The organism is Methylobacterium nigriterrae, from assembly GCF_037106235.1.
In the GTDB taxonomy this organism is placed as follows: domain Bacteria; phylum Pseudomonadota; class Alphaproteobacteria; order Rhizobiales; family Beijerinckiaceae; genus Methylobacterium; species Methylobacterium nigriterrae.
This window is the reverse complement of sequence record NZ_JBAWTG010000019.1, coordinates 57,336-82,933: the sequence shown is the minus strand read 5'-3', so window position 1 is coordinate 82,933 and position 25,598 is coordinate 57,336. Positions and strand designations below refer to the sequence as shown.

Sequence of the window (25,598 nt, the reverse complement as noted above, 5' to 3'; positions counted from 1 at the left end):
GATCAGCCGAGCACGTCCAAGACGATCTTGCGCAGCTCTTCGCGGGTGAGACCACAGGGCTGCGGCCTCCGGGCGGCTTCGGGCCTTGCCGGCTTTGGGCTTGTCAGGGGGAGTGACGGCGCTTTCGTGGGCTTCAGCTCAGCGATGATGGGCATGGAGATCCGTAAGCCGCTTCGGCAGGAGCCGTCAGGCGGCACATGTGTTCAGGAGTGTCGCGCCGTAAGGCACGCGACAGATGCGCTGCAGAAGGCAGCGATCAGACTTCGATGTCTGCGGGTCCTATCAGGAGGCGAGGGTGAGTTCGCCTTCCCGCATAGCGCGCTCACCTGCGGCCGATTTCACCCGATAGGATGGTTCACCCGAGGGGTCCTCTGGCATGAGCCGAACGACCTCGAAAAGGGCACCAGCATCATTCTTGGCATCAGCATAGCCGATCTTGGCCTGTCGGACGTGCTGGCCGACCTTGAACTTGTGGGACAACTGACATCCTCCAAAGGCTCGGCATTTCGCGGAACGCGGGCGCTCTACCGCCGCGCTCTAGCCTTGCGGGCTGCAAAGCGTGCGTCGCGTGCAGCCTTTTGCTCGGCCGCGAGTGCGGCTTGCCGCTCGATCTTCTCAACAGCCTGCCGGGCCGCTTCGGCTGCCTCGCGCTCCCGCGCAGCAAGCGCCTCCGCCTCGCGCTGAGCCTCGGCCGCAACGCGGGTCATTTCCCGCTCGTTGGCCCGAACCTCTCGCGCCTGGATGACAGCCCGCCGCGCAGCCTGCCGTGCGAGAACAACGGGGTCATCTGATGCGGGGCGTGCCCGGAACCGGGCCAGTGTGGCCTGCCGCGCCTTCGCAGCAGCCTCAAGACGGTCGACGATCTGGTTGGCTTTGAATTGACCCACGTACATTCCTTATTCGCACCACGTCTTAAGCGTGGCGACGAGAGAGCCAAGATGAAGCCGCTCCAAATGGAGCGGCTTCGAAGCTTGTCATAGGCAGCTGAGCAAGGCTCAGGCGGCCTGAAGGCTGCCCGCCGACTGCTTACCCGTGCGGCGGTCCGTCTCCATCTCGTAGGAGACCCTCTGGCCCTCTTGGAGGCTCTGCATGCCGGCGCGCTCGACGGCCGAGATATGCACGAACACGTCCTTGCCGCCGTCTTCCGGCTGGATGAAGCCAAAACCCTTGGTCTCGTTGAACCACTTCACAGTGCCGATGCTCATAGGTATTTCCGTATCTTGGTAGGCAACAAATTATGATAAGCGCATGCACGCACGCACTCGGTCGCTCATCGTCGAAAATATGGGAGAAATGCAGAGCGCACGCCCAAGGGGGCGGAACGGCCGGATATCTGGCCAAAAATCGATTTTCGTTTCCTACACCACCAAAGAAATATTTACAAGCCTCAGTCGATCAGCGTCGTAAATCTGAGCCAAGCCGTGGATTATGATCGCTTGTTAATCCACCGCGCGGCCGCATGACCGTCCTTCCGGCGAGCGGCGCCACCCCACTGTCCGGAAATGCTTCCAAGGCTTGCCGGGCAGCTCACAAGCATGGCCATGTGCAGCCATGCCCATCCGGCGCGAGCACCGCTTCTTCGACCCCATCGACTGGCCTCAGCCGTCGGCCGTGATCCGGTTCAGGAGGGCAGGGGGCTGCTGATCGCGCCAAGCCGGTACATCATGCAAGTTGACGTGTGTGAGTGACGAAACGGGAGACACGTCGCTACGTGCTCTGGAACGGAGCGGAGCACGAGCATGGGCACGCCACTTCAACGACCGAGTTGCCCGCTTATGGGCAGGTTGGTCCTGCTTCTGGCGGACCAGCCCTATCCCCGAGATCCTGGCGGCCGGAAACTTCTGCTGGAGGCTCTGGCCGACCTCGAAGCCGAGGCAATCGCCACGCCAAGCTCCAGAGATACCCTGACAGCGATCCGGACGACGCGGATGATGGTGCAGATCCCAGATTGTCCAGCGGGCAGGCCGCCAAGAGGTTACTGAGCCAAGCCTACGGTCCATCAGCCCCGGTTCGTGAGGCTGAAGAGCGCGGACCCTGCCAGCGCCGCAAACCCCAACGCAAGAAGGCGGTTGGCTCAGCACAATCCGAGTTGGTCGACGATCTCGCGCGCTTTCCGCTGCTGCGGGTCTTTCACACCGGCTTGAACAGGCGGGCGCAGGACGCCCAGGCGTGGCGTTTGTCGGTGGCGGCCATGGGGTTCAGATCACGAGCGGCGTCGGACTGAAAGGCGTAATCTCGTTCTGCGGCTCGGAACCGTTCGGTAGCCTCACGACGTCTTCTGCTCACGTGAGGCATTTGGACACTCATCCGAAAAGCATAATGACCGTGTGGAACGATCTAGTGTCCAACTCGCGAGCAAGTCGTTGATCTTGCTCATCTCGAGCGCCCCCTTCCTGGGCACCGCTCCCCAAGTGGTTTCTACCGAGGTTTCAAGCAGTTTGGGGATCGATAGGCGGTGCTCGCGGCGATGCCCAAGTGACACGCCTCGCTCACCGGCTCGAGGCCGGCCCGTCCGGTTGACGGTCCGCCACGTCAGATCCCTCGAGAGATGAGCCGCACCGGCTGCCGGCGGTGCATCTCCACCGACGCTCAGTCCTATCGCTTCCCCGACACTTCGGCAGAGGCCGCACCGCCTGAGCCCGATGATGTCCCGCGGCGCAGGCCGCCGGCGCCCGAGCCGACCGGCTTCCCGAAGGCCGCTGCGATCCACCGGGCTTGCGCCGCCCGGCATCGCGCGCGGGCCGCGTCGGTGGGCGCGGCCCGCGCCGACGCGTCGTCGCACGCGCAAGGCGGCCGCGGCTCGTGGGCGAGGCTGATGCCCGCTCACCCGTGCAGCGCACCGTCTCGGGTCCGGCGCGAAGTCCGGTCGGGCAGGAGGAGCATCGCGGGCGGCATCTTGAGATATAATCCCTGTTTCCGCGTGCGGCGCGGCACGTCCCTGAAGTTTATCAGTGCCTATATCAGCAATTGTCAGAAATAAATCGGATCAGAACGAAGATTCGCACAAAACTGATGAGGTATGGTCTGATGAACATGCGCCGTATCGTTGCCGCATCTAATATGATGCTCGGAGCTGTCTGCACATCCGCCCTGGCGCAGGATGATCGCGCGCCGGGCGAGCGTGACTCCGCGGTCGAGCGCGTCTCGCCGGATCCCGATCGGCTCACGACCGGAAGCGTTGGCCAGGTCGCGCCCGTCAGCGACCAGATCCGCGGTCCCGCCCATGACGGGCGGACCGGCGCCGTGCGGCCCGGCAATCCATCGCCGTCCGTCCGCTGACATCGGCCTCGGCAAGGTCCGGCACCGCTCCGGATCGAACGACCTGTCCGGATGACCGGACCCAACTGCAGTGGAGCAGAGACCGCTCATGAACGTCCGTATCATTGCCCTGTCAGCCGCCCTCGGCCTCGGCCTCGCCGCTCAGGCGACGTCGGCCATCGCCTACGATGTCCATGCTCCGGCCCGGCCTGTCCTGCCGCTGACGCCCGACGACGATCTGATCACGGGCTCGATCGGTGGCACCGACCGGGGGCGGCGTCCCGGCGCGTGCGCACCGAACTCGGCCAGCGAGGGCAACGCCAACCAGCAGACCCGGCCCGTGATGCAGTACGGCCAGACCTCGGGCGGGAGCCGCTGTTGAACCGGCGCGGCGGAGGAACGACCATGGCCCTGAAGCTTTTCTCCTACGGGATGATCGGCGTCTTCGCGTGCGGCCTCGTCTTCACGGTGGCGGGCTCCATCAACGTGCTGATGGGCTCCTAGCAACGCGGTGAGCGAGGTCCGCTCACGCTCCCGACGGGGAGATCGGCAGGCTGGTGCGGCGGGGTTCGGGGCGCCGAAACCGGCCTTAACCTTCCGTCAGGCTGTCGAACTCGTCCCGGAGGCAAGCGTAGAGCTGCTTGAGCCAGAGGCGCGCCTCGGCTTCCCCGGCCCTGGCGGCCTGCAACTGCTCCTCGGCCGCGCGCGCGCTCTCCTCGGCAAGGCGCGCGGCCTTCTCGGCCTTGGCGGCCCGCCGCATGGCGCTCTGGGCCGCCGCTTCGGCCACGCGCGCCCGTTCCTCGGCCGCCTCGGCCCGCGTGAGGCTGCGCTGGATGAGCGCCTGCGATTGCTGCGAGAGATCCTGCGCCAAGTCTCGCACGCGGCGGACACGCGCGCCGACGTCGCGCACGAGCTGGATGGCGCCGGGCCAATCCGGCTCGTTCACGCCGTCGGGAGCCGAAGTTCCGCCCGGACGGCCGGGTTCGCCGAACAGCGCGACGGCGTTCTTCGCGCGGACATCGATCGGGGCCTCCGCCGAGGCGTGCACCACCACGACAGGGGCCGCGCAGGCCTCAACGCTCGGTCCGAGAAGCAGGGCATCGATCGCCGCGGCGTTCATGCCGTGCGCGTCTCGGGCTGCGCGAACGAGAACTCGCTCGCGATCGTGTCGTAGACCTGCGCCAACCATTCCTCCGCCATGCGGGCGCGCTCCTCGGCGGCGCGGACCCGCTCGTCGGCGGCTTTCAGCAGGGCATCGGCGCGTGCCTGAATCTCGCGCGTGCGCGCCTCGGCCGCCTTGACCCGTTCGTTGGCGCTGGCGATGTCCTCGCGCACGCGCTCCAGCAGGTCCTGGACGCGCAATTCCTGTTCCTGGGCCTCCGCCTCGACCTCGCGAACGCGCGAGGCGGCGCTGCGCACGCGCTCGATCAGGGCCGACCATTCCTGCGGCGAGGACCTGCGCGTCAGGGGCGACGTCGTGACGGGATCGTCGACAGGATTGATCAGTCGCAAGACCCCGGTCAGGCGGGTATCCGGCGCGTCTTGCTGGTCGGACGGCTTCAGCTCCGCCTTCCGGTCAAGTAAATCGTCCCAGGAAAACGATTTCGACTTGTCCACGCGCCTCACTCGCCTCGCCCGCCGGCGCGAGGAGACATCCTGCTCGCGTATGGTAACCGGCTAAGAACGAACGTCGCGATCTGTTAACCCTTCGTCAAATCACAATCGAAAGTTGGAATGCTTCCATACAAACAATCAATGCTGGTGTGGCCGGCGGGACACTGTCTAAGGCTCGACGGTTCCGGCGCGAGTGCCCTGGCCCGCCAAGCTATCGTCGCGCGGTCCTTCCACGGGCCGGTACTCCATGCCGGGTGGTCTTCGGCCAGGGCCGGATTTCCGTTGAGCCCGAAATCCTGTCCGGCGTCCGGGCTGTCAGCGGCTGCTCGCCCTCGCGCGCAGACCGGGCCCGCCGCGACTCACGCGGATCCGGGCGAGATCGGCTCCGCGTCCGCGAGCGAGGGGATATAGGCGCACCAGTGGCAATGGCCCTGCTCGGCCGCGCGCCGATCGTTCCGCTGCGAGCAGCGCGGGCAGACCTTCAGCGAGAGGCGTCGGCCCTGCATCACGGCGAGCCCCCGACCTCGGAACGTGATCTCGCCTTGGGGCAGGATATCGGGTGTCGCGGAGCTGGGCATCGGGTCTCTCTGGGCGACTGCCCATATCGCAATTCCGGGTCGGTGCGCAGGGGCGGATCCGCGGGCCTGCCCTGCCTTTCTCGTCGGCGGGGCCGGCTTCGCAGAGCCGGGCCGTTGAGCGTTTCCGGTTTTTCCGACGCCTCGGCGGCTGCGCTGAAGGACAGCCGCTCGCGGCCGGAGGCCGGCATCGTGACCTTCCGGCACGCGCTCCTGGACTATAGCGCGGGGCGGTCGTCTGCCGATGCCTGCGCCGGCCCTGCTGCGGCGACGGCCCGCGTGAGGCGCTGCGTCCGATGCCAGGCCTTGCCCGAATCCGGCCGTGAAAGCGCCTCGTTCGGCTCAGGATCGGTTCAGCCCCGCCGGTCCAGCCTGGCGTCGACCCGGTGAGGCGCAGTCCTGGCCGGACATCGAAGGAGGTCACCCCATGATCCACGCGAAGACGCTCGGACTGGCGGCGGCGATTGCCGGCGGTCTCGGTCTCGCAACCGCCGTCTCGGCGGCCCCCCTCGCTCCCGCGCCGCTCGCGGCAGCCGGCAGCGATGCGATGATCGAGCGTGTGGCCGGCGGCTGCGGCCCCGGCTTCCATCCCAATCCGTGGGGCGTCTGCCGCCCGAACTGGGGCCCGCGCCCCTACTGGCGCCGGCCCGTCGTCTATGGCGGACCCTACGGCTACGGTCGGCCCCGCCCGTACTATCGGCCCTACGGCGCCTATTACGGCCCCCGGCCGTTTTACTGAGCCGTCGCCGGCCGGCGATCGCCGAGGGCCGCGCCTCGCGCGGCCCTTCCCGCTTCAGGGATAACGCCGGACACGCCGAGGTTGCAGGCGTACCCGGCCGGTCCGGGATCGGACTGAAGCCGCGGTCCGCCCGTTGTCTCCGAAGGCGGCGGAGAACGACGTGGACGCAACGCTCATCGCGATGAACAACGAGGCCGTGCGGACAGCGTCCGAGCGCCTGCTGCGGCAATTGCGGGCCGAGGGCCTGCGCTACCGATTGTGGGTGACGGGCAGCGATCGCGGCAGCACCGTTCACATGCGCGTGTCCGATCTTCATCCCGAGATGAAGGCGCGCATCGTCAACGTCCTCCAGGGACGCGGCGTCGGCCTCGACGTCGAGGATATGAGCTCGCTCTGACGGCGGGGCGCCCGGCGCCGTTTTGTTTCTGGATTGTAAATCTCGCGTGCTCGGGCTTTTATTTTTCAACGGAGCGGGATTAAAACACCCCGTCAGTTCGTGCCGCATGCGCACGGGCCGGCGTTTCTCAGATCGCCTCTGCCCGCCCGGCTCAGCTCCCTCTGCCGCGGCGGGCTTTTTTCTGGCCGGCTACCTCTTTTGCGCCGTGCGCTGCCCCGCGGGAGGCGGCCACGCCGTATTGTGCAATACAATCCCCGGGCGCAGCATGAGGGCGTGGGATCCTCCCTGCGGGCGTCCCACCCGACAGACTCAACCCGCCCCGGCTCGGCCAGCCGCGGCGGGTTTTTCGTGCGACGGGCATCCGGCCCGGCGCGCATCCCTAACCCCTTTGCGCCGGGCCGCGCCCCTTCTGACCGACGGCCCCCGTATTGCGCGATACACAGGGCGCAGGCAGGCTTGCCGCGTGAGGCCGGTCTTCAGCCGCCCAGGTCTCACCGACAGCGGAAAAGCCCCGCGGACTGAGCACCCGCGGGGCTTTTCTTATCTGTTCCGGTCCTGCCCGTGCCGGCCCCGGCGGAGCCGTCCGGCACGCTCGCCGCCGCCCGCGTAAGCGAGCGGTCAGGCGGCCTTGACGCCTGCCAGGAAGGCGCCGACCTCGCGCGACAGGCTCTCGGAATGGCGCGAGAGTTCCTGCGCCGCGCCGAGCACCTGGGAGGCCGCGGCGCCCGTCGAGCCCGCACCCTGGCGCACATCCGCGATGCTGCCCGTCACCTGCTCGGTTCCGCTCGCGGCTTCCTGCACGTTGCGGGCGATCTCCTGGGTCGCGGCGCCCTGCTGCTCCATCGCCGCCGCGATCGCGGTCGAGACCGAGGCCATCTCGGCGATGGTCCGGCCAATGCCCCGGATCGCCTCGACGGATTCGTGCGTCGCCTGCTGGATGGCCCCGATCTGGCCCGCGATCTCGCCCGTGGCCCGGGTGGTCTGGCTTGCCAGTTCCTTGACCTCGTTCGCCACCACCGCGAAGCCGCGTCCCGCCTCGCCGGCGCGCGCCGCCTCGATGGTGGCGTTGAGCGCGAGCAGGTTCGTCTGGCCGGCGATCTTGTTGATCATCGCCACGATCGTGTCGATCCGCTCGGCGCCGGCCGCGAGCTGCCGCACGAGCGCGTCGGTCCGCTGCGCCTCCTCGGCCGCCTGGTGCGCGATGCGCGCCGACTGGCCGACCTGCTGGGTTATCTCCAGGATCGAGGCCGACATCTCCTCGCTCGCCGCCGCCACCGTCTGCACGTTGGCCGAGGTCTGCTCGGCCGCGTTCATGGCGGTCGCGGATTGGCGCGAGGTCTGGTCCGCGGTTCCCGCCATGGACTGGGCGGTCGCTTCCATCTCGGTCGCCGCGCCCGCGAGCCCCTGCGTGAGCATCGACACGTTCGCCTCGAAAGTCCGCGTCAGGCCGTCGAGCAGATTGGCGCGCCGCATCTTGGCGTCCGCCTCCCGTGCCGAGGCCTCGTCTGCCGCCCGCTTGGCGATGAGCGCGTCCTTGAAGACCTGGACGGCGCGCGCCATCGCACCGATCTCGTCCGCGCGCGTCGCGGCCGGGACGGCCACGGTGTGGTCGCCCGCGGCGAGCGCCTGCATGGCGCCCGTCATCGCGGTCACGGGCCGGGACACGCCGCGGCCGACCCGCCAGGCGAGCAGTCCGCCGACCACGAGCGCGACGGCGCCGATCACGAGGACGAGCATGCGCAGATGAGCCGCGTTATCGCTCATGGCCGCCATGATCCGCTGCTGCTCCGTCACGGCGCCTTCCCGGGCCAGCGTGCCCGCCGCCACCAGGCCGTCGCCCGCCTGCTTCAGGCGCTCGTAGGCGCGCTCGATCGCGCCGGCGCCGTCGAGGACGCCGTCGAGCGCTCCCTTCAACAGGGGCAGCTTCGTGCCCGTGACCTTCAGCGACGCCTGGATCAGCCCGGCCTCGTCGAGCCGGCCGAGGGCCGTGAGCTCGCGTGCGTAGCGCGCGAACTCGACACCCGCGGTGCTGGCATCGGCCGGGTTGTTGCTGGCGCGGAAGAGTTGCGCCGCGGCGATGCTGCTCTGCAGGGCGCGGTCGGCCCGGAACGCGGCGAAGGCCAGGCCGGGATCCCTCGCGCTGCGGTCCGCCATCGCGTAGCCCGCATTCGACAGCATCGCGCCGTACTTCGCCAGGTTGGACAACGCCGTCTTGCGCTGCTGGATCGCAGCGATCAGGCCGCCCGCGCTATCGGCATAGGCCTGCGCCGCGCTCCTGACGGCCTCGCCCTGCGTCTCTCCCGACCGGGCGATCCGCTCGCCTTCCTGGACGAGCATCGCGAGGCCGGCCTCGAACTCGGAGAGCCTCTCGCCCTCCTCGGTGCGCATGTAGTTGAGCGAGAGGCGGCGGACCTCGTTGAGGTGCCGCTCGAACGCGCTGGCGCTCTCCGCGGCCCGGACGCGGGCCTGCGCGCCGGCGATCTCCCCGTTCAGCCCGCTGACGCTCTGGAAGGTCACGAGGGCGGAGGCGCCGAGGAGCACGAGGACGACGCCGAAGCCGGCGAGGATGCGGTGCGCGACCGTGAGGCGGTCGAGACGAAGGATGGACATGGGAGGGACTCGCGCGCCTACTGGACGGACTTGATCTGCTGGATGGTCTCGGCGCCGTATGTCCGGCTGAACCCGGCCGTGGCGCTCTGGAGGTTCCGCTCGAAGGCCGCGCGGTCGACCGACGCGACCACGTTCATGCCGGACTTCCGCAGCGCATCGACGCCCTCTTGCTCGGCCCGTCCGGCGACCTCGCGGGAGATCTGGCCGCCGAGCTTGGCCGCCTCGACGAAGGCCTTCTGCTCGCTCGGGCCGAGCGCGTCCCATGCGGCCTTCGAGACGACGATTGCCGCCCAGGAATAGACGTGGCCGCTCAGCGTCAGGTGCTTCTGGACCTTGTCGAAATGCGAGGCCGCGATCACGGCGATCGGGTTCTCCTGGCCGTCGAACTGGCCCGATTGCAGGGCGCCGTAGAGCGCCGGGAAGGCGAGGGGCTCGACCTTCACGCCGAGGCTGCGGAAACCCGTCAGCATGACCTCCGATTGCGGCACGCGCATCGACAGGCCGTTGAGGTCGTCCGGGCTCGTCACCGGCCGCTTGGAATTCGTGATGTGGCGCATGCCGTTCTCGCCCCAGGCGAGGGCGACGAGGCCCTTCTGCTGGAACTTCCTGAGGTAGTCCTGGCCGATCGGTCCGTCGAACACGGCATGGGCGTGGCGCGCATCCCGGAACAGGAAGGGGATGTCGAAGACCCCGAATTCCGGGATGATGCTGCCGAAGGGCGCGCTGGTGATGAAGGCGATGTCGAGATGCCCGAGACGGAGTTCCTCCGTCATTTCCACCTCGCCGCCGACCGCGCCGTTCGGATAGAGCTCGACCCGGTAGCCGCCCCCCGTCCGCTTGGCGACTTCGCTCGCGAACCGCTCCGCCCCGGCCCCGAGCTGCGAGCTCTGCGAGAACAGGTAGCCGAGACGCAGGACGCGCTCCCCGGCCTCCGCGTGGGTGATGGTCCACATCGAGCAGAGCCCGATGATGGCCGCAAATCCTCGGAACTTCGGCACAGCGCTAACCCCGCTCACAACGCAGGCCTGAATACAATCTGTGCATTAACAGGGTGTTGCGGGACGGAAACCCAGGAGAAGCTTGCCGGTCGAACGGGAAAAACGTGCTTCCGCCGCCTCACTTGCTGCCGTTGCATGACGGTTTCTCTGCAAGGCAATGCAACGACGTTCGACCCTTTGGCACGATACTGCATCATGTCGGGTCTTGCCGTTCCGGACGTGCCGGTCATCGACCACGGACGCGCCGATCCGCTGCCACGTGGTCGGCACGGAACAAGGCCGGACGGGTCCGATGTTAAGCGCATGACGATCCACGAGAGTCTCGCGAGCATGGCATCGGACGAACCCGCCGATCGGCTGAGCACCTACAACGCGAAGCGCGACTTCAGGCGGACGCGCGAGCCGCCGGGGCAAGTTGAGCCTGCGGGCAAGGGCCGCTTCGTCGTCCAGAAGCACGCCGCCACCCGGCTGCACTACGATTTCCGCCTCGAACTCGACGGCGTGCTCCTGAGCTGGGCCGTGACGCGCGGACCGAGCCTCGACCCGGCGGAGAAGCGGCTGGCCGTGCGCACCGAGGACCACCCCGTCTCCTACGGCGACTTCGAGGGCACCATCCCGGAGGGCAGCTACGGGGCCGGCACCGTGATGCTGTGGGACCGCGGCACCTGGATCCCCGACGGCGACCCACGGGCCGGCCTGGAGGCCGGCAAGCTGCGCTTCCACCTCCGGGGCGAGCGGATGCGCGGGGCCTGGATGCTGATCCGGATGCGCTCGGCCAAGCTTCGGTCGGACAAGCGCGAGAACTGGCTCCTGCGCAAGCTCGACGACGCGGAGGCGGGCGAGGCCGACAGCCTCACCGCCACCCACGTCGCGAGCGTGAAGACCGGCCGCTCGATGGAGGCGATCGCGGGTCGGCCGGATCCGGCCGGCAAGGCGCGGGACGCCCGGGCGCCGAGGCCGGCCGGCCGAGAGGCCGCCGCCGCGGCATCGACGCTCGCCAAGACGCAGGAGGGGACGGCCTCGCGCGCGAGGACGGACTCGGGCAGCGGCGCGAGCGTCACCGTGCACGGCATCCGGATCAGCAGCCCGGACCGCGAGCCCTACCCGGACGCCGGGGTCAGCAAGCGCGACCTCGTCGCCTATTACGAGCGGGTCGCCGACCGGATGCTGCCGCACCTGCGGGAGCGGCCCCTGACGCTGATCCGCTGCCCGCGCGGCGTCGGCGAGCGCTGCTTCGTGCAGCAGCACGCGGCGGCGGGCTTTCCCGACGCGATCCGCCGCGTCCGGATCACCGAGACCTCCGGGGCGGAGCACGAGCACGTCTTCGTCGAGGATATCGCCGGCATCCTCGCCTGCCTGCAGCTCGGCGTGCTCGAGTTCCACGGCTGGGGCGCGCGGGCCGGCGCGCTGGAGGCCCCCGACCGCCTCGTGTTCGACCTCGATCCCGACCCGTCGGTGAGTTTCGGCCTCGTGGTCGAGGCCGCGCGCCTGATCCGGGACCGCCTCGGCGGCGACGGCATCGCCGCCTGGCCGATGCTGTCGGGCGGCAAGGGCATCCACGTCGTCGTCCCGCTCGCGGGCGCCGACTGGCCGGCCGCGAGCGGCTACGCCAAGCGCTTCGCGCAGGCCCTGGCGGCGGACGCGCCGGAGCGCTTCACCGCCGAGATGGCGAAGGCCGACCGCGCGGGCCGGATCTTCGTCGACTACCTGCGCAACGAGCGCGGGCTGACGGCCGTGATGCCGTTCTCCACCCGCGCCAAGCCGGCGGCGTCGGTGGCGATGCCGGTCGGCTGGGACGACCTCGACGGGATCGACTCCGCCCAGGCCTTCACGGTGGCCCGGGTGCTGGAGGGCGCCGGCCTGCCGGCGACCGATTGGGCCGGCGCGCCGCAGCGCCTGCCGCGGCGGTGACCGTCCTCAGGCGTCCAGCACCTTCCCGGGATTCATGATGCCGTGCGGATCCAGCGTGCGCTTGAGCGCGCGCATCAGGTCGAGGGCGCCCGGCCCGTGCTCGTCCGCCATGAAGCGGATCTTCTTCTGGCCGATGCCGTGCTCGCCCGTGCAGGTGCCCTCCATGGCGAGCGCCCGCGCGACCATGCGGTCGATCAGGGCCGTGCCCCGCGCGACCTCCCCGGGATCCTCGGGATCGACGAGCAGGAGGCAGTGGAAGTTGCCGTCGCCGACATGCCCGACGATCGGGGCGATCAGGCCGCTCTCGGCGATGTCGCGCTTCGAGCCCTCGACGCACTCAGCGAGGCGCGAGATCGGCACGCAGACGTCGGTCGAGATGGCCTTGGCGCCGGGCCGCAGGCTCATGGCCGCCCAGTAGCCGTCGTGGCGGGCCTGCCAGAGGCGGGTGCGCTCCTCGGCCTGCGTCGCCCAGGCGAAGGGGCCGCCGCCCTGATCGGCCGCGATCTCGCCGAAGCGCTCCGCCTGCTCGCGCACCAAGGCGTCGGTGCCGTGGAACTCCACGAGGAGCAGCGGGGTCTCCGGCAGGGCGAGCTTCGAGTAGGCGTTGCAGGCCCGCACCTGCACCTCGTCGAGGAGCTCGATTCGCGCCACCGGGAGGCCGGACTGGATCGTCAGGATGGTGGCGTCGCAGGCGGCGCCGATGCTCGGGAACGGGCAGATGCCCGCCGAGATCGCCTCCGGGATGCCGCTCAACCGCAGGGTGATCTCCGTGATGATCCCGAGCGTGCCCTCCGAGCCGACGAGGAGCCGGGTCAGGTCGTAGCCCGCCGAGCTCTTGCGGGCGCGGCTGCCGGTGCGGATCGCCTCGCCGTTCGGCAGAACGGCAGTGAGGGCGAGCACGCTGTCGCGCATGGTGCCGTAGCGGACGGCGTTGGTACCCGATGCCCGCGTCGCCGCCATGCCGCCGAGGGAGGCGTCGGCGCCGGGATCGATCGGGAAGAACAGGCCCTGGTCGCGCAGGTGCGCGTTGAGTGCCTTGCGGGTGACGCCGGCCTCCACCACGCAATCGAGATCCTCGGCATGCACGGCGAGGACTCGGTCCATCCGCGAGAGATCGACCGAGACGCCGCCGTAGGGCGCATTGACGTGCCCCTCGAGCGACGAGCCCGTGCCGAAGGGGATGACCGGGACGCGGTGCTCGGCGCAGAGGCGCACGACCGCCTGCACCTCGGCGGTGTCGACGGGGAAGACCACCGCGTCCGGCGGCTGGTTCGGCACCCAGGTCAGGTTGCTCGCGTGCTGCTCGCGCAGGGCTTGGCCTGTGGCAACCCGGTTCCCGAAGCGGGCCTCGAGAGCCGCGACGGCGGCCCCCACGGCGGTTCGGCTCGGCCTCGCGGCCTCGGCGGCGAGCGGTGCAGTCATGGTGGCCTCTTCGAGACAGTCCCGAGCCGTTTCGGGGCCGGGCATAGCCGTCATCCTCCCGCCGAGGAAGAGTGCGCCGTCCGTCCACAGCGAAGCGGGACCCAACTTTTGGTTGAGGCGTTCTCGGATTCCCGCGCGGGACGCGGAACGCCGCAAACAGGAGGACAGCCATGGCCAGCAAGGACAAGACCCTGAACGACGCCTTCTACGAGACCCTGAAGGACGTGTTCTACGCCGAGAAGCAGTCGGTCCGGGCGCTCAGGAAATCCGCCAAGTCGGCAAAGACGCCCGAGCTGAAGCGGGCATTCGAGACGCATGCCGAGGAGAGCGCGAACCAGGTCACCCGCCTTGAGCAGGTGTTCGAGATCCTCGGCAAGGCCGCCCGCGGCAAGACCTGCGAGGCGATGCAGGGACTCTCGGCCGAGATGGAGGAGGACCTCGAGGATTTCGGCGAGACGGCGGCGGGTGACGCCGTGCTGATCGGCTGCGCCCAGGCCGTCGAGCATTACGAGATCGCCCGCTACGGCACCCTCAAGACCTGGGCGATCCAGCTCGGCTTGAAGGATGCCGCCAAGCTCCTCGACGAGACTCTGCAGGAAGAGAAGCGCACCGACCAGCTCCTGACGCAGATCGCCGAGCGGCAGGCCAATACCGGCGGGCCGGCGCGGGCCGCCTGAGCAGAAGCCGTCCGGGCGCCTCGCGGAGGCGGCGCTATCGCGGGGCGAGCAGCGCCGCCGCGATGGCGTCCCGCTCCGCCGCGAGGTCGCCCGCCGCTGCGGGCCGGCCCGCACGGCGATACCAGTAGCCCGCATTGCCGAGATCGCCCTCGGCCCGGTGCAGGTGCGCGTGGATCCAGGCCGCCTCCGCGCCCGGCTCGTCCTGCACGAGGGCATGCGCCCGCGCCCAACCCTCGGCCCCACGTCCGGCCCACCAGAGCGCGCTCAGCGGCGGCGGCAGCGCGGGCGGCGCGTCAGCGGCGAGCGAGGCACGGAACTGGTCGAGCGTCATCGCGGTCAACGCGGGCGGCGGGCGTGGGATGCGGAACCCAGCGGCGCCGGCCGTGTCGGTTCGACGCCGCACGGCGGCCTGCGGCATTTGCGCCGGACCTGTGGAAAACTCACGGACGTTCCGGTATAAGAACAAAAGTAGAACAAAATGGGCGAGCAAGCTTCTCCGTAGCAAGGCAGCGCCCGCCGCATCCTGGAGGCAGTCGATGGCCGCGCGGACATTTCGGTTCCACTGCACGGACGGACAGGTGGCGATCATCGATACGGCAGGCGTCGATGTGCCGACTGAGGCTCAGCTGGGGCGGTACGCCGAACAGGCTGCGCGATACGCGATGGCCTATGTCGGACGCGGTCTCGACTGGTCGGAATGGATCGTCGACGTGCACGATCCGAACGGCCGCCGGGTCCTGATGCTGCCCTTCCGGGACGTGCGGGACACGCCGCTCGCCGCCTGACGCGGCGATCCCGCCCTCAGCACAGATACCCGCAAGCTCCGTTCCCGAGGATACCGCGCGATGGCCGTGACGATGCCGAGACGACACGCCTACCGGATCGAGACCCTGACCTACAGCACGACGAGCCTCGTCTGGCTCGGCACGAGGAAGGCGGCGATCCTGTTTCCGCCCGCGCACGAGGGCGCGCCATATCAGCTCTACCCGCATCCCGATACTTATCCGGGGCTGACCTTCGCGGGGCTGCCCGCGCCGCTGCAGCCGGACTTCATGCCCTTCGCCTCGCTCGACGAGGTCCGGGTCTTCCTCGGGCTTTGCCCGGAGCGGGCCGGCGACATCCCGCTGACGCTCGCGGCCTGAGCCGCAGCGGCGGCTCGCCCTCAGACGTGCGGATCCTCGGCCGCCTCCAGGCGGCCCGACGCGACGGCGGCGACGAGGGCGGCATGATCCGCCTCGTTCTGATCGGCATAGGCCTCGGCCCATTCGGCGAGCGCCTCGCTGAGGCCGGTCTTGCCGATCCCGCCGCAATAGCCCGCGATCGCTGCGGCATCCCCGGTGCGGGCATGGGCCCGCGCCAGCAGCGCGCCGTAGGCCCAGGAGAAGAACTGCAGCGGCTGGCCCGTCATGCAGCTCACCGGGATGTCGCCCTTCATGTTCTTCATCTGGCGCACGTAGAAGGGGCGGCCCTCGACCGTGGTCCATCCGAGCAGCGGGTCGCCGACCCCCTGCAGCAGGCGCTGGCCGTAGATCACGCGCTCGCCCTCGTGCGAGCTGTAGGGTTCGGGCATGCCCGGCAGGTAGGGGGCGAGGGCGGGGGCCACCGCCTCCTTCACCTGCAGGAAGAGCGCGTCCTGATCGGAATTGCCGCACAGGAGCGCGACGTAGGCCCGCGTGCCGACGCTGCCGACGCCGACGACGCGATGCGCCACGTCGACGACGTGGTAGCGGCTCAGCATGAAGCGCCGCTCGCGGGGCAGGGTCTCGGCGTAGTGCTCGAGGCCCGTGGTCACGGCCTCGCGGGTCGCGTCGTCGACCCGCATCAGGATGGGCGGCTCCTCCCTGAAGCGCCAGCCGCCGTCGACGCGGCGCTCGCCCACCTGCTCGAGCAGGCTCTTGTTGTTGCGCTTGCGGGCTTTCTCGACGGCCTTGTCGACGAGCGCCCGCGACGCCTCGTCGATCGCGATGCCGACGAAGCTCAGGGTGTCCGCGCGCGTCGCCTGGTGCCAGACATCGAGCGAGCCCTGCGGCGCGAGGTCGTGCATCGTGTGCTGGTAGCCCGCGACCGTCGCCGTCACGGCGAGCCGGCGCGCCTGCGCCTCGACGCCGTGCGTGCGCGCCGCCACGTTGACGCTCGCGACGAGCCGCTTGAGATCCCATTCCCAGGGACCGATCGTCACCTCGTCGAAATCGTTGAGGTCGAGGACGATGTCCCGCTGGGGCGTGCCGAACAGGCCGAAATTCGCGATGTGGGCGTCTCCGTCGAGCACGACCCGGATCCCGGTATCGGGCATGTGGGCGAGATCCCAGGCCATGACGTGGGCGGCGCCGCGCAGGAAGGCGAAGGGGGAGGACGCCATGCGGGCGACCCGCAACGGGATCAGGTGTTCCTGACGCCCCCGATGCGCCCGCTCGATCAGCGAGACCGGGTCGGGACGGTCCCCGGGCGGCGACCAGGCGGCGTGCGCGGCAAGCGGCAGGGCGCCCCGCAGCACCTTCCCGGCCGCCCGCCTGTTGGTCCAGGGCTCCCCGGGAATGCGCAGGTCGATATGCGGGAAATCCGCCAGGGGCTCGAGAACGGTCTCGGCTGCCTCCGCCTGCGCCTGTTCGGTCGCGACGGGGGCGGCATCGACCGCTTCGGCGTCCATGTCGGGCCGGAGCCGGCCGGCATCCTGATCATGGGCGACGGTCATGGAGCCTCGTGGCGCGAACTACGAACGCACGGGATATTTAATCCGGCGCCGGTTGGAAAGTTGCGGCGTTGGAGCGTGCCGGCAGCCGCCATGTGTGCGATTGCCACGAGCAACGAAACGTGGCCGTAGGCGTTGAAGACCCAGGTATCACGGAGTTTCAAAATAGATGATCATTCTCGCCGCCATCATCGCAGGCAACGTCGCGATCGCCGGAACGTTTTCGCTGCTCGCAGTTCTGGCGGATTGAGTGGCCGGCCGCGAGGTCCTGCTTCCGCGGTGCTTTGTCCTCCCGGTGCCCGCACCGATGGTATTTCCCTCATCCGGGCACGTCCGTGCCTCGATATGGGCGCGCTGATCCCGCCGATGCGGCCGGACCGGTGCGCGATCGGGCCCTGAGGCAGCCCGCGTCGTGGCGTGCGGACGGCCCGCCTGCGCCGTGGTGGTCCAGAAGCTTGTGGAGAACTTGGCGCGGGCGAAACTGGGCCGTGCGCGGCGGGTTGGTCTCCCGTGAAGCTTCCGCCCCGGGGCCCGCATGCGCCTGCTCGTCCTCGCCCTCGCCGCCGTCGCGGCCATCGCCCCCGCCAAGGCCGGGATCGTCGCGCGCATCGACAATGCCAGCCAGCGCATGACGGTGATCGTCGACGGGGTGCCGGCCTATTCCTGGCCGGTCTCGACCGCGCGTCCGGGCTACCGCACGCCCGCCGGAATGTATCGCGTGCAGCGCATGGAGCGGACGTGGTACTCGCGCAAGTACGACAACGCGCCGATGCCGCACGCCCTGTTCTTCCGTGGCGGCTACGCGATCCACGGGACCACATCGATCGCGCAGCTCGGCCGGCCCGCGAGCCACGGCTGCGTGCGTCTGAGCCCGGGCCATGCCCGGCAGCTCTTCCAGATGGTCCAGCAGGCCGGCGGTGCGCGGATCGTCGTCACGAACGAGGCCGGCCCCGGTTTCGCGACTGTCGCGAGCCGGCGGCGGGTTGGCCGGAGGCCGGACGCCCCGGTGCTGATCGGCCCGCCGGATGCCTGGCCCTACGAGCAGCCGAGGCGGTCGCCCTACGATGAGGACGACATGATCGGGCCTTTCGACAATTAGAGGTACCGAGCGGGCGATCCGACAGCACGAGCCGATGCGTGACCTTGCGTTGCTGTTGCAGGAGCGCCGCAGGACGCCGGCGAATGCCGGTTTGTCGTCATCCCCATCCGAGCCGCCGCGATTATGCCCTCGTTAATCCCTCGAACGCACCGTGAGATCGGTGCTTGGGGGACGGGTGATGGCAGCGTACGCGTTGGAGGGGCCGCGCTGGGGAAGCGGGCCGGCGGGGACGGGAGCCGTCGTCTCCTGGGCGGTCGACGGCTCGGTCCCGGCCTCTTTCGTGGCCGAGATCAAGGCCGCCTTCGCGGACTGGGCCTCGCGCGCCAACCTGACCTTCCAGCAGGTCGCCTCGACGGCGACCGCCAATATCGACTTCAGCAACGCCTATATCGACGGGCTCAACAACATCCTCGGCCAGACGAACTACACCTATTCCGGCCAGAGCTTCGTCTCCGCCACGGTCACCTTCGACAGCGGCGAGAACTGGCGCGCGGTCGGCAGCGACGTGTTCAGCGGAAGCGGCCTGAACCTGTTCGTGGTGGCGCTGCACGAGATCGGCCACGCGCTCGGGCTCGACCATTACAACGCCGCGCCCGCCGTGATGAACGCCTACCTGAACACCTCGGTGACGGACCTCGTCGCCTCGGACATCAGCGGCATCCAGGCTCTCTACGGGCCGCCGGTCGCGACGGCGACCGCGCCGACCGCGAGAGCCGACGGCTACGCCGCGGTCGCCGGGCGAACGCTGTCGCAGGCGGGAGCGGGCGTGCTGGCCAACGACACCGCATCGAGCGGCGCGGCCCTGTCGGTGACGGCGGTCAACGGCGCGGCGGCCAAGGTGGGCCAGCCCGTCGCGGGCAGCTACGGCGCGCTGACGCTGCGAAGCGACGGCTCGTTCACCTACACGCCGGGCAATCTGGCGGCGGCGCCCGTGGGCAGCCATCCGGTCGATCACTTCACCTACGCGGCAACGGCCAACGGGTTCACGGCGACCACGAGCCTCGACATCACCCTGGACCGGCTGCCGGTGGCCGGAGCGGTCTCGGCGTCCGCGGCAGCGGGCGCGGGGCTGGCGGTCGGCGCCGCGCAGGGCGTGCTGGCCGGCGCGAGCGATCCGGACGGCGACGCCCTCGTGGTCAGCGCCGTGGGAGCGGGCTCCGCGCCGGGACAGGGCGTGGCCGGGCAATACGGCACCCTGACGCTCAACGCCGACGGGAACTACGGCTACGCGCTCACCGGCTCCGCACCGGCGACCGGCACGGTCGTGCACGACGTCTTCGCGTTCCAGGTCTCCGACGGGCGCGGCGGCACCGTCTCCTCGAGCCTCGACATCGCCGTCGGCGGGCCGGTCGGCACGGCGTCCAATTCCTTCGGCACGGTGACGCACGCCGCCGCGAGCGCGGGCGGTCAGGTCTACGCCCTCTACGACGCGCTGCTCGGGCGCGCGCCGGACCCGCTCGGGCTCGAGTACTGGGCGAGCGTCCTGGGCGCCGGCACCTCGGTCAAGGCCGTCGCGCAGGGCTTCCTCGCATCGCCGGAGGGCCAGGCCCGGGCCGGCGCGCTCGACAACGCCACCTTCGTCGAGCAGCTCTACGGGACGACCCTGCACCGGCACTCGGACGCGGCCGGCCTGAGCTACTGGACGGGCCAACTCGGCGCGGGCGCCGCGCGCGCCGACGTGGCCCTCGGCTTCACCTTCTCGCCCGAGCACCTGTCGAGCCTCCAGGGCGTGCTCGACGCCGGGCTGTTCGTGCCCGACGCGAATGCCGCGAACGTCGCGCGGCTCTATTACGGCATCCTCGGCCGTGCCCCCGACGCCGCGGGCCTCGCCGCCAACACGAGCGCGGTCCTGCACGGCACGAGCCTCGCGAACCTCGCCGGGCAGTTCTTCGCCTCGAGCGAGGCGCAGGCAAAGTTCGCGGGCGTCGGCGACGCGGCCTTCGTCGCGGGGCTCTACGCCAACGCCCTCGGCCGGACCGTGGACGCGGGCGGCCTGCAGCACTGGCTGGACGCGCTCCAGCACGGCACGGCGCGCGCCGACGTCGCGCTCGCGGTCGCCGAGAGCCCGGAGGCGCAGGTGCATCTCGTCGGCGTGATCGAGAGCGGCTGGCACCTCGCGTGAGGCGCCCTCGGCGTCAGGTGCGCAGGTTCAGGCGGTAGGCGTAGCAATCGCCGCGAAACAGGCCCTCGACATACTCGATCATCCGCCCGGCCGCGTTGCGCGACCGTCGCTTGATCAGGAGGCAGGGAACCGGCTCGGAGAAGCCGAACAGGGCGCATTCCTCGGGCGTCGGGAAGGCGGCCTCGATGGTCTGCTCGCAATGCGTGAGCGCCACGCCCTCCTGTGCCAGGGCCGCGTAGACCGAGCCCGAGAGGTCGGCATCCGCGAGAGCCGGCGCCGCGCCGAGATCGTACCAGGCGATCTCGCGGGACAGCGGCTGGCCATCCCCGCTGCGCACCCGCACGAGCTTGAGGAAGGGCGTGTTCGAGGGCGTGCCGAACAGGGAGGCGATCGCCCGGTCCGGGCCGGCGGCGCGCTCGAGGATCTGCGAGGAGGGCACCTTGCCGAGTTCCCGCATCTCCTCGGTGAAGCCCTTGAGGCGGTCCATGCCGGGGTTGAGCGGCTTGCGCCCGCCCTCGACCACGAAGCCGAGCCGGCCGTGCGCGCTGAGCAGCGCCTGGTCGCGCAGCGCGCCGTAGCAGCGCTTCACGGTGGTCCGGCTGACGCCGAGCGCGTCCGCGAGCACCCGCTCGGCCGGGAGCGTCGCGCCCGCGGGAAGCAGCCCCTGCGAGATCATCTGCCGGAGCTGGACCTCGAGCTGCCGGTACATCGGCTGCGCCGTATCGGCGCGCAGCCGGAGCCGGCTCGCGAGCTGGGCCTGTTGCGGCTCGGCTGCCTCAGAGGCCATTCTGACCGCCGTCGACCGGCCCCCCGACCGGGCGCGGCGCCGGTGTTTCCCAGGCGGGAATGCCCGCGTCCCGACGGGCGCTGGCCACGCGCCGGGCCAGGGAGGATCGATGCCGCGCCGAGCCAGGATCTTCGTGGTGGGAAGCTTCGTCGCGGCAAGCTCGGTGCGGGTGGCCCGCCTGCCGGAGGCCGGTCAGTCCCTCGAAGCCTCGGCCTTCACCTTCGAGGCCGGCGGCAAGGGACTCAACCTGGCGGTGGCCGCGCATCGCCTCGGTGCCGCGGTGGACGGGATCATGGCGGTCGGCAACGACCCCCTTGCCGGTCTCGCCGAGCCGGCCCTCGCCCGGGCCGGCCTTCCCGCCTCGATGCTCCGCCGCTTCGAGGCGCAGACCGGCGCCGGGATCGGCTTCACGCAGGACGACGGCGAGAACTGCCTGGCCGTCTTCCCCGGCGCGAACCGTCATCTCGACGCGGCGAGCCTGCGGCAGGCGGCGTCCGGCCTCGAGCGGGCGGATCTGACGCTGGCTCAATTCGAGGCTCCGGACGGCGCGATCGCCGAGGCGTTCCGGATCGCCCGGGGCGCCGGCCGCGCGACACTCCTCAACCCGTCCCCGTTCCGGATCGTCACGGACGCCATTCTGCGAAACACGTCGATCCTCGTGGTCAATGCGAGCGAGGCGGCGGCGCTCGCGTCGGCAAGCGGCATGCCGTCCGCCGGCGACGCCGTTCTGGCCGCCCGCATCCGCGAGCAGGGCCCGGACCTCGTCGTGATCACGCGCGGGGCCGACGGCGCGACGGCCTTTCCGGCGGACGGAGCTCCCGTCCGCCAGGCCGCCTTCCCGGTGACGGCCGTCGACGCACTCGGCGCCGGTGACGGGTTCGCGGCCGGCCTCGCCGTGGCCCTGGCGGAGAAGCGCCCGCTCGCCGAGGCGATGCGCCGGGGCGCGGCCTGCGGCGCCCTCGTGGTCCGGTCGCTCGGCGTCTTCGACGCGCTTCCGACCCGCGAGGCGCTGGAGCGATTCCTCGTCGCGATGCCGGTACTGGACTGCACTTGATCTGACGTCATCGTACGTTTCCGATCCGACGCAAGCACCGGCCGTTCCCGATGCTGTGCCTCATCTGCCCAGATCGACGAGGACTTGGCTTTACGGCCGCCACGACTCGGTCTACAGTGCCATAAAGTATCCAAAAAAGTCCATGGCACCTCGGTGCCGCATTCGGGTCGGCGGGCGACGCGACGGGGCGTGACGCTGCGCCGATCCGCGTTGATGATCGGTGGCGGCCAAGTTCGCGAGGGCGGTATGATCGGCGTGGATCCCGGAGCGACCCGCAAGCTCGCGAGCGCCGCGCTCGGCGTCGCGACGCCCGATGCGGTGGTCGCGAAGCTCGGGCACGGCGCTGACCTCGACCACGCCGAGGCCGCAGCCTTGTTCGCGGCCCTGGGCAGGTCCGAGCGCGCCGCGCCGCGCACGCGCCTCGTCGAGGCAGGGGGGCGAAGCTGCGGCGGCCTCGCCCTTCTCGACGGGTTCGCCTGCCGTTACCGGCAAACGCAGGCCGGGCGGCGCCAGATCACGGCCCTTCTCCTGCCGGGCGATCTGCACGATCCGCAGGCGGGCCTCGCCAATGGGGCTGATCACGGCGTGATGACGCTGTCCTACTGCACGATCGCGTCGGTCCCGGCGGAGACGCTCGAGCGGCTGAAGGCGGACCATCCCCGAATCAGGCAGGCCCTCACCTGGGCGATGCTGGCGGAGGTGAGCACGGCCCGGGAATGGATCGTCAGCCTCGCCACCCGCAGCGCGGCCCAACGCCTCGCGCATCTGCTCTGCGAAGTGTCGGCGCGCCTGCGGGCCGCCGGCCATGCCGTGGAAGCGGGCCGGCGCCTGCCGCTCTGCCGCGAGGATCTCGTCGATACGCTCGGCGTCTCGCCGGTCCTTCTGAACCGCATCGTGGCGGAACTGGCGGCGGCCGGCCTGATCGCCTGCCACGACCGGGCCCTGACGATCCTCGACCATCCGCGGCTGCAAGCCTTCGTGGCGTTCGATCCGGCCTACCTGCATCTGCGCTGCATCGGGTGAACCCGGCCGGCCGCGTCGCCCGGCACCAGAGCCGCCGATCTCGCCTCGCGGCATCCGAGTCTGTCAGCCTGCCTCGAAGCCCGTCTTGCCCCGCGCCGGGGCGGTGATCGGTACGGATCCGGGCGCGCATGCCCCGAGACAACGCATGTCGTTGCGCCGGCCGGACCACCGGTGCGAGACGGTGATGCATGGGTGTCGCTCTCGACCGGTCGCACGACATCGCGGAGGTGGATCGCTACCTCGCCGAGGGCGCGCGGCTCATCGCCCAGGCGGAGGCGCGCCGGCGCCAGATCGACCGCGACTGCGCCCGGGAAGGGCACCGGCTGATGGCGGCGCAGATCCTGACGGCGATGCGGCGAACCCTCCGCCTGATCGAGGATCACCGTATCGGCCTCGCCGCAGCCGCGACCGACCCGGCGCTCGCCCCCGTCCGGGCCGGCCGCGCGCGATGGTGGCCGGCCTTTGTCCGCAGGCGGGGGTATCACCAGAGGATCCTGTAGCCGCGCCGCGATCGTGTCCCGGGACCCGTCGGCGACCGGCTCGAGTCTGGCCGGGGCGTAGCGAGAGGCCGCGAAAAACCCCGCAGGCCCCCCAGCCTGCGGGGTTCAGTGCTGCAGACGAGACGCAGGGGAATTGGTCTCGTGCGATGATGCTGCGCCCGTGCACAGTCTTGCGCAACACGGCACGGCCCGCTCAGAAGGAGCCGGCGCGGGCGCAAAGGAGGTAGCCGCACGAAACGTGACGCGACGGCTCCCGGCCAAGTCAACGGGGCCGCTTATCCAGCTTGGTGCGATGAATACATTTGCTCAGCAAACAACATACCCGTAGTTTCCGGAACTGATGCAGAAGACCTGATTCGGCTGAAGTCGGAGAATGCGGCCATGTTGTCCGGGGACGCGGAGCAGCTCAGCGAATTTTTCCTCTCTGAGCACGCCTTGGGAGCGGAGCAACTCTCGGAGAGTGAGTCAAAGTCGCGGGCCGTCCGTGCGCATGTCCGCCGGATCCTGCTGAAGATCCCCTCAGGAAGGCAGGCCGAACTCGTCGAGCCGAATGGAGCGCAGCAGCGCGCCTGAGGCACTCCGGATCTCAAGGTGCCATCGCCCGGCTTCCTCCGTCAATTCACCATTGGCGCAGATCTCCTCGAGGGCCGCGAGCGCCTCCTCTTGCGCGACCTCGAGGCTGTCGGCCTCGACCCCGATCGGATCCTCGATCGTCGCATCGGCACAAACCAACCTGAAGTGGTAGCGCTGCGGCATGGGTCGTCATCGCCTCGGGTCCGGATGGCGAGGGCTCGGACGAGCGCCCCGGTTCCCTCTATCAGGCGAGCCGATGCGGGCTCCTGTAAAGTCCCCTTTCGGTTCACGGCAACGGCGGCGCGGGCGCAAAGGGCTTAAAGCAACGGCGCGCGACCTCTGACCTTCACGCATGCCGGCGTGGGTGCGGCCGGCCTAGACCGGGAAGGCGCGCAGGATGGGCTGCGGCGGCATGCCTCCGGCTAGCGCTCCCGCTGGCCGGTCACGCGCGGGGCGTGTCGGACATCGCCGAGCCCGCGCGCGCGAAGCCAGAACTGGTAGGCGCGCTCGCGCATGTTGTAGGCCCGGCGCAGGGCCGTGCCGGGCTCGCCGCGACCCGCCTGCCGGTAGCGGTAGGTCTCCACGGCCTCCTCGCCGAACCGATCGGCGATCGCCCGGCGCCACGTGGCATCCGCGAGGGTGAACAGAAGCTCGGTATTCTGCCGATTGCTCGCCGCCAATCCCGTCTCCCCTGGCTCGTCTCGAATCCCGGGTCGGACCGGAACGGCGCGGCGCAGGCCACCCTGCCGGCGTCCGTCCGTTCCGGATCGCGCCCGCAACGGGCGTCAGCCCGGCAGCCGGGCCGGCCGCGGCGCGGTCTCGCGCCTGCGCAGAAGATGTTCCAGCCGCCGCTGCCAACCCTGGGCCTGCTCCGAGGGCGACAGGTCCAGCGTCCGTTTCGTCGCCAGCAGATCGAGGATCATCAGCACGATCCAGGGGCCGCCAATGCCCACGAAGAATGCCATCGCCCCACGCCTCCCTCGTCGTTCGACACACTCACGGTGATGATAGGCCCCGCCAGCGGGTCGGCAAGCGTCGGGAGGCGCCTCCGCGGCCGTACGGATCGGCCGGAAGCCTGCACGTTCCGCGCTCCGGTGCTAGGATGCGTCCCGGCGCCATTCCGGAGGCGGCTCATGCTGCGCGTCCCGACAGTTCTCCTCCTACTCGGCGGCCCCCTGGCGGCCGCGCCCGCGCCTGCGCACCGGCAGCCGACGCCCGCGACCGTGGGCGATCCCGGCAGCCCGGATGTCCAGAAGAACCAGGCCGAGATGGACAAGCTCGGCCGTGACAGGGCCGAGCAGCAGAAGTCCTGGGATGCGAAGATGAAGCGGACCATGGGCGGCGTCTGCCGCGGCTGCTGACCGGCCCGACCCGGCCGAGACGCCTCACTCCGCCCCGGGCAGCGCCGGCCCCGGCAGCGCCCAAGAAAGCAGCTCCCACGCGAGCGGTGCCCCGCACAAACCCCTCATCCGCATCCTCCCGGCCTGTCGGCCGCGAACCTTAGCCTGTTCCGCAACGTTCACAGCCCGGACCCGATGCAGCGTCGGCGA

Annotated in this window: 30 protein-coding genes; 15 read left to right on the top strand and 15 right to left on the bottom strand. The window is 70.2% G+C overall.

Annotated elements, in window-relative coordinates; genetic code table 11:
• Window positions 1-282: 282 nt before the first annotated feature.
• From WDW90_RS12925 to WDW90_RS12915, 3 genes are all read right to left on the bottom strand, one after another.
• The gene (locus WDW90_RS12925; RefSeq protein ID WP_336487792.1) at window positions 283-480 is read right to left on the bottom strand and encodes a hypothetical protein; all 198 of its coding nucleotides are present in this window, start codon (window positions 478-480) and stop codon (window positions 283-285) included.
• 44 nt (window positions 481-524) lie between these two features.
• Window positions 525-893, bottom strand: coding sequence for a DUF6481 family protein (locus WDW90_RS12920; RefSeq protein ID WP_336487791.1), 369 nt, complete (start codon window positions 891-893; stop codon window positions 525-527).
• Between the two features lie 102 nt (window positions 894-995).
• A complete protein-coding gene (locus WDW90_RS12915; RefSeq protein ID WP_336487790.1) occupies window positions 996-1,205 on the bottom strand; it encodes a cold-shock protein in 210 nt (69 codons plus the stop codon).
• 884 nt (window positions 1,206-2,089) lie between these two features.
• Here WDW90_RS12915 and WDW90_RS12910 point away from each other — a divergent pair.
• The 3 genes from WDW90_RS12910 to WDW90_RS12900 all read left to right on the top strand — a co-directional run bounded on the left by WDW90_RS12910 (window position 2,090) and on the right by WDW90_RS12900 (window position 3,640).
• Window positions 2,090-2,224 carry a hypothetical protein gene (locus WDW90_RS12910; RefSeq protein WP_336487789.1) on the top strand — a complete coding sequence of 45 codons (135 nt, stop codon included), beginning with the start codon at window positions 2,090-2,092 and terminating at the stop codon, window positions 2,222-2,224.
• A gap of 803 nt (window positions 2,225-3,027) precedes the next feature.
• Window positions 3,028-3,279, top strand: coding sequence for a hypothetical protein (locus WDW90_RS12905; protein ID WP_336487788.1), 252 nt, complete (start codon window positions 3,028-3,030; stop codon window positions 3,277-3,279).
• 88 nt (window positions 3,280-3,367) lie between these two features.
• Window positions 3,368-3,640: a hypothetical protein gene (locus WDW90_RS12900; RefSeq protein ID WP_336487787.1), complete on the top strand. Its 273-nt coding sequence runs from the start codon at window positions 3,368-3,370 to the stop codon at window positions 3,638-3,640.
• A 207-nt stretch (window positions 3,641-3,847) separates the two neighbouring features.
• Here WDW90_RS12900 and WDW90_RS12895 read toward each other — a convergent pair whose 3' ends face one another.
• The 3 genes from WDW90_RS12895 to WDW90_RS12885 all read right to left on the bottom strand — a co-directional run bounded on the left by WDW90_RS12895 (window position 3,848) and on the right by WDW90_RS12885 (window position 5,450).
• Window positions 3,848-4,378: a hypothetical protein gene (locus WDW90_RS12895; protein WP_336487786.1), complete on the bottom strand. Its 531-nt coding sequence runs from the start codon at window positions 4,376-4,378 to the stop codon at window positions 3,848-3,850.
• A complete protein-coding gene (locus tag WDW90_RS12890; protein ID WP_336487785.1) occupies window positions 4,375-4,875 on the bottom strand; it encodes a hypothetical protein in 501 nt (166 codons plus the stop codon). The genes WDW90_RS12895 and WDW90_RS12890 overlap by 4 nt, the downstream gene beginning before the upstream one ends.
• Before the next feature lie 356 nt (window positions 4,876-5,231).
• Window positions 5,232-5,450, bottom strand: a complete 219-nt coding sequence (locus tag WDW90_RS12885) for a hypothetical protein (protein WP_336487784.1) — start codon at window positions 5,448-5,450, stop codon at window positions 5,232-5,234.
• Window positions 5,451-5,874: 424 nt separating this feature from the next.
• Here WDW90_RS12885 and WDW90_RS12880 point away from each other — a divergent pair, with 424 nt between their 5' ends.
• Together WDW90_RS12880 and WDW90_RS12875 are read left to right on the top strand one after the other, a co-directional pair.
• Window positions 5,875-6,186 (top strand): GCG_CRPN prefix-to-repeats domain-containing protein, encoded by a 312-nt coding sequence (locus WDW90_RS12880; RefSeq protein WP_336487783.1) that lies wholly within the window; start codon window positions 5,875-5,877, stop codon window positions 6,184-6,186.
• 160 nt (window positions 6,187-6,346) lie between these two features.
• Complete coding sequence (locus WDW90_RS12875; RefSeq protein ID WP_336487782.1) at window positions 6,347-6,583, top strand: hypothetical protein; 237 nt, start codon at window positions 6,347-6,349, stop codon at window positions 6,581-6,583.
• 618 nt (window positions 6,584-7,201) lie between these two features.
• Here WDW90_RS12875 and WDW90_RS12870 read toward each other — a convergent pair.
• Complete coding sequence (locus tag WDW90_RS12870; RefSeq protein WP_336487781.1) at window positions 7,202-9,193, bottom strand: methyl-accepting chemotaxis protein; 1,992 nt, start codon at window positions 9,191-9,193, stop codon at window positions 7,202-7,204.
• A gap of 17 nt (window positions 9,194-9,210) precedes the next feature.
• Window positions 9,211-10,191, bottom strand: a complete 981-nt coding sequence (locus WDW90_RS12865; protein WP_336487780.1) for a DctP family TRAP transporter solute-binding subunit — start codon at window positions 10,189-10,191, stop codon at window positions 9,211-9,213.
• 195 nt (window positions 10,192-10,386) lie between these two features.
• On the opposite strand from WDW90_RS12865, the gene ligD reads away from it, so the two are divergent.
• Window positions 10,387-12,102: a non-homologous end-joining DNA ligase gene (gene ligD / locus WDW90_RS12860; protein ID WP_336487779.1), complete on the top strand. Its 1,716-nt coding sequence runs from the start codon at window positions 10,387-10,389 to the stop codon at window positions 12,100-12,102.
• Between the two features lie 6 nt (window positions 12,103-12,108).
• On the opposite strand, the gene WDW90_RS12855 is transcribed toward ligD, so the two are convergent.
• Window positions 12,109-13,524, bottom strand: coding sequence for an FAD-binding oxidoreductase (locus WDW90_RS12855; protein WP_336487778.1), 1,416 nt, complete (start codon window positions 13,522-13,524; stop codon window positions 12,109-12,111).
• 170 nt (window positions 13,525-13,694) lie between these two features.
• Between WDW90_RS12855 and WDW90_RS12850 the strand changes: the two genes are divergently transcribed.
• Window positions 13,695-14,201 carry a YciE/YciF ferroxidase family protein gene (locus tag WDW90_RS12850; protein WP_336487777.1) on the top strand — a complete coding sequence of 169 codons (507 nt, stop codon included), beginning with the start codon at window positions 13,695-13,697 and terminating at the stop codon, window positions 14,199-14,201.
• Window positions 14,202-14,235: 34 nt separating this feature from the next.
• Here WDW90_RS12850 and WDW90_RS12845 read toward each other — a convergent pair whose 3' ends face one another.
• The gene (locus WDW90_RS12845; protein WP_336487803.1) at window positions 14,236-14,532 is read right to left on the bottom strand and encodes a hypothetical protein; all 297 of its coding nucleotides are present in this window, start codon (window positions 14,530-14,532) and stop codon (window positions 14,236-14,238) included.
• Between the two features lie 205 nt (window positions 14,533-14,737).
• Here WDW90_RS12845 and WDW90_RS12840 point away from each other — a divergent pair, with 205 nt between their 5' ends.
• Complete coding sequence (locus WDW90_RS12840) at window positions 14,738-14,986, top strand: DUF6894 family protein (protein WP_336487776.1); 249 nt, start codon at window positions 14,738-14,740, stop codon at window positions 14,984-14,986.
• A gap of 60 nt (window positions 14,987-15,046) precedes the next feature.
• Window positions 15,047-15,343, top strand: a complete 297-nt coding sequence (locus WDW90_RS12835; protein WP_336487775.1) for a hypothetical protein — start codon at window positions 15,047-15,049, stop codon at window positions 15,341-15,343.
• Between the two features lie 20 nt (window positions 15,344-15,363).
• Here WDW90_RS12835 and WDW90_RS12830 read toward each other — a convergent pair whose 3' ends face one another.
• Entirely contained in the window at window positions 15,364-16,893 is a 1,530-nt protein-coding gene (locus WDW90_RS12830) for a DUF2252 domain-containing protein (protein WP_336487774.1), read from the bottom strand.
• Between the two features lie 532 nt (window positions 16,894-17,425).
• On the opposite strand from WDW90_RS12830, the gene WDW90_RS12825 reads away from it, so the two are divergent.
• Window positions 17,426-17,989 carry a L,D-transpeptidase gene (locus tag WDW90_RS12825; protein WP_336487773.1) on the top strand — a complete coding sequence of 188 codons (564 nt, stop codon included), beginning with the start codon at window positions 17,426-17,428 and terminating at the stop codon, window positions 17,987-17,989.
• Between the two features lie 178 nt (window positions 17,990-18,167).
• Entirely contained in the window at window positions 18,168-20,111 is a 1,944-nt protein-coding gene (locus WDW90_RS12820) for a DUF4214 domain-containing protein (protein ID WP_336487772.1), read from the top strand.
• A 13-nt stretch (window positions 20,112-20,124) separates the two neighbouring features.
• Here WDW90_RS12820 and WDW90_RS12815 read toward each other — a convergent pair whose 3' ends face one another.
• A complete protein-coding gene (locus WDW90_RS12815; RefSeq protein ID WP_336487771.1) occupies window positions 20,125-20,898 on the bottom strand; it encodes a GntR family transcriptional regulator in 774 nt (257 codons plus the stop codon).
• Between the two features lie 109 nt (window positions 20,899-21,007).
• Between WDW90_RS12815 and WDW90_RS12810 the strand changes: the two genes are divergently transcribed.
• From WDW90_RS12810 to WDW90_RS12800, 3 genes are all read left to right on the top strand, one after another.
• Window positions 21,008-21,952 carry a PfkB family carbohydrate kinase gene (locus WDW90_RS12810; protein ID WP_336487770.1) on the top strand — a complete coding sequence of 315 codons (945 nt, stop codon included), beginning with the start codon at window positions 21,008-21,010 and terminating at the stop codon, window positions 21,950-21,952.
• 246 nt (window positions 21,953-22,198) lie between these two features.
• Window positions 22,199-22,975 (top strand): Crp/Fnr family transcriptional regulator, encoded by a 777-nt coding sequence (locus WDW90_RS12805; RefSeq protein WP_336487769.1) that lies wholly within the window; start codon window positions 22,199-22,201, stop codon window positions 22,973-22,975.
• A 188-nt stretch (window positions 22,976-23,163) separates the two neighbouring features.
• Window positions 23,164-23,475, top strand: coding sequence for a hypothetical protein (locus tag WDW90_RS12800; RefSeq protein ID WP_336487768.1), 312 nt, complete (start codon window positions 23,164-23,166; stop codon window positions 23,473-23,475).
• 519 nt (window positions 23,476-23,994) lie between these two features.
• On the opposite strand, the gene WDW90_RS12795 is transcribed toward WDW90_RS12800, so the two are convergent.
• The 3 genes from WDW90_RS12795 to WDW90_RS12785 form a co-directional block, all read right to left on the bottom strand.
• Entirely contained in the window at window positions 23,995-24,231 is a 237-nt protein-coding gene (locus WDW90_RS12795; protein WP_336487767.1) for a DUF6894 family protein, read from the bottom strand.
• A 239-nt stretch (window positions 24,232-24,470) separates the two neighbouring features.
• Window positions 24,471-24,728 (bottom strand): hypothetical protein, encoded by a 258-nt coding sequence (locus WDW90_RS12790; protein ID WP_336487766.1) that lies wholly within the window; start codon window positions 24,726-24,728, stop codon window positions 24,471-24,473.
• A gap of 105 nt (window positions 24,729-24,833) precedes the next feature.
• Complete coding sequence (locus WDW90_RS12785; protein WP_336487765.1) at window positions 24,834-25,013, bottom strand: hypothetical protein; 180 nt, start codon at window positions 25,011-25,013, stop codon at window positions 24,834-24,836.
• Window positions 25,014-25,181: 168 nt separating this feature from the next.
• Here WDW90_RS12785 and WDW90_RS12780 point away from each other — a divergent pair, with 168 nt between their 5' ends.
• The gene (locus tag WDW90_RS12780) at window positions 25,182-25,409 is read left to right on the top strand and encodes a hypothetical protein (protein ID WP_336487764.1); all 228 of its coding nucleotides are present in this window, start codon (window positions 25,182-25,184) and stop codon (window positions 25,407-25,409) included.
• Window positions 25,410-25,598: the final 189 nt, after the last annotated feature.

Bases quoted from the DNA above. Each gene is read 5' to 3' on its own strand.
- WDW90_RS12920 (WP_336487791.1), bottom strand. From the start codon at position 893: ATGTACGTGGGTCAATTCAAAGCCAACCAGATCGTCGACCGTCTTGAG.
- WDW90_RS12915 (WP_336487790.1), bottom strand. From the start codon at position 1,205: ATGAGCATCGGCACTGTGAAGTGGTTCAACGAGACCAAGGGTTTTGGC.
- WDW90_RS12905 (WP_336487788.1), top strand. From the start codon at position 3,028: ATGAACATGCGCCGTATCGTTGCCGCATCTAATATGATGCTCGGAGCT.
- WDW90_RS12900 (WP_336487787.1), top strand. From the start codon at position 3,368: ATGAACGTCCGTATCATTGCCCTGTCAGCCGCCCTCGGCCTCGGCCTC.
- WDW90_RS12895 (WP_336487786.1), bottom strand. From the start codon at position 4,378: ATGAACGCCGCGGCGATCGATGCCCTGCTTCTCGGACCGAGCGTTGAG.
- WDW90_RS12885 (WP_336487784.1), bottom strand. From the start codon at position 5,450: ATGCCCAGCTCCGCGACACCCGATATCCTGCCCCAAGGCGAGATCACG.
- WDW90_RS12880 (WP_336487783.1), top strand. From the start codon at position 5,875: ATGATCCACGCGAAGACGCTCGGACTGGCGGCGGCGATTGCCGGCGGT.
- WDW90_RS12870 (WP_336487781.1), bottom strand. From the start codon at position 9,193: ATGTCCATCCTTCGTCTCGACCGCCTCACGGTCGCGCACCGCATCCTC.
- ligD (WP_336487779.1), top strand. From the start codon at position 10,387: ATGTCGGGTCTTGCCGTTCCGGACGTGCCGGTCATCGACCACGGACGC.
- WDW90_RS12855 (WP_336487778.1), bottom strand. From the start codon at position 13,524: ATGACTGCACCGCTCGCCGCCGAGGCCGCGAGGCCGAGCCGAACCGCC.
- WDW90_RS12850 (WP_336487777.1), top strand. From the start codon at position 13,695: ATGGCCAGCAAGGACAAGACCCTGAACGACGCCTTCTACGAGACCCTG.
- WDW90_RS12845 (WP_336487803.1), bottom strand. From the start codon at position 14,532: ATGACGCTCGACCAGTTCCGTGCCTCGCTCGCCGCTGACGCGCCGCCC.
- WDW90_RS12840 (WP_336487776.1), top strand. From the start codon at position 14,738: ATGGCCGCGCGGACATTTCGGTTCCACTGCACGGACGGACAGGTGGCG.
- WDW90_RS12835 (WP_336487775.1), top strand. From the start codon at position 15,047: ATGGCCGTGACGATGCCGAGACGACACGCCTACCGGATCGAGACCCTG.
- WDW90_RS12830 (WP_336487774.1), bottom strand. From the start codon at position 16,893: ATGACCGTCGCCCATGATCAGGATGCCGGCCGGCTCCGGCCCGACATG.
- WDW90_RS12825 (WP_336487773.1), top strand. From the start codon at position 17,426: ATGCGCCTGCTCGTCCTCGCCCTCGCCGCCGTCGCGGCCATCGCCCCC.
- WDW90_RS12820 (WP_336487772.1), top strand. From the start codon at position 18,168: ATGGCAGCGTACGCGTTGGAGGGGCCGCGCTGGGGAAGCGGGCCGGCG.
- WDW90_RS12815 (WP_336487771.1), bottom strand. From the start codon at position 20,898: ATGGCCTCTGAGGCAGCCGAGCCGCAACAGGCCCAGCTCGCGAGCCGG.
- WDW90_RS12810 (WP_336487770.1), top strand. From the start codon at position 21,008: ATGCCGCGCCGAGCCAGGATCTTCGTGGTGGGAAGCTTCGTCGCGGCA.
- WDW90_RS12805 (WP_336487769.1), top strand. From the start codon at position 22,199: ATGATCGGCGTGGATCCCGGAGCGACCCGCAAGCTCGCGAGCGCCGCG.
- WDW90_RS12800 (WP_336487768.1), top strand. From the start codon at position 23,164: ATGGGTGTCGCTCTCGACCGGTCGCACGACATCGCGGAGGTGGATCGC.
- WDW90_RS12795 (WP_336487767.1), bottom strand. From the start codon at position 24,231: ATGCCGCAGCGCTACCACTTCAGGTTGGTTTGTGCCGATGCGACGATC.
- WDW90_RS12785 (WP_336487765.1), bottom strand. From the start codon at position 25,013: ATGGCATTCTTCGTGGGCATTGGCGGCCCCTGGATCGTGCTGATGATC.
- WDW90_RS12780 (WP_336487764.1), top strand. From the start codon at position 25,182: ATGCTGCGCGTCCCGACAGTTCTCCTCCTACTCGGCGGCCCCCTGGCG.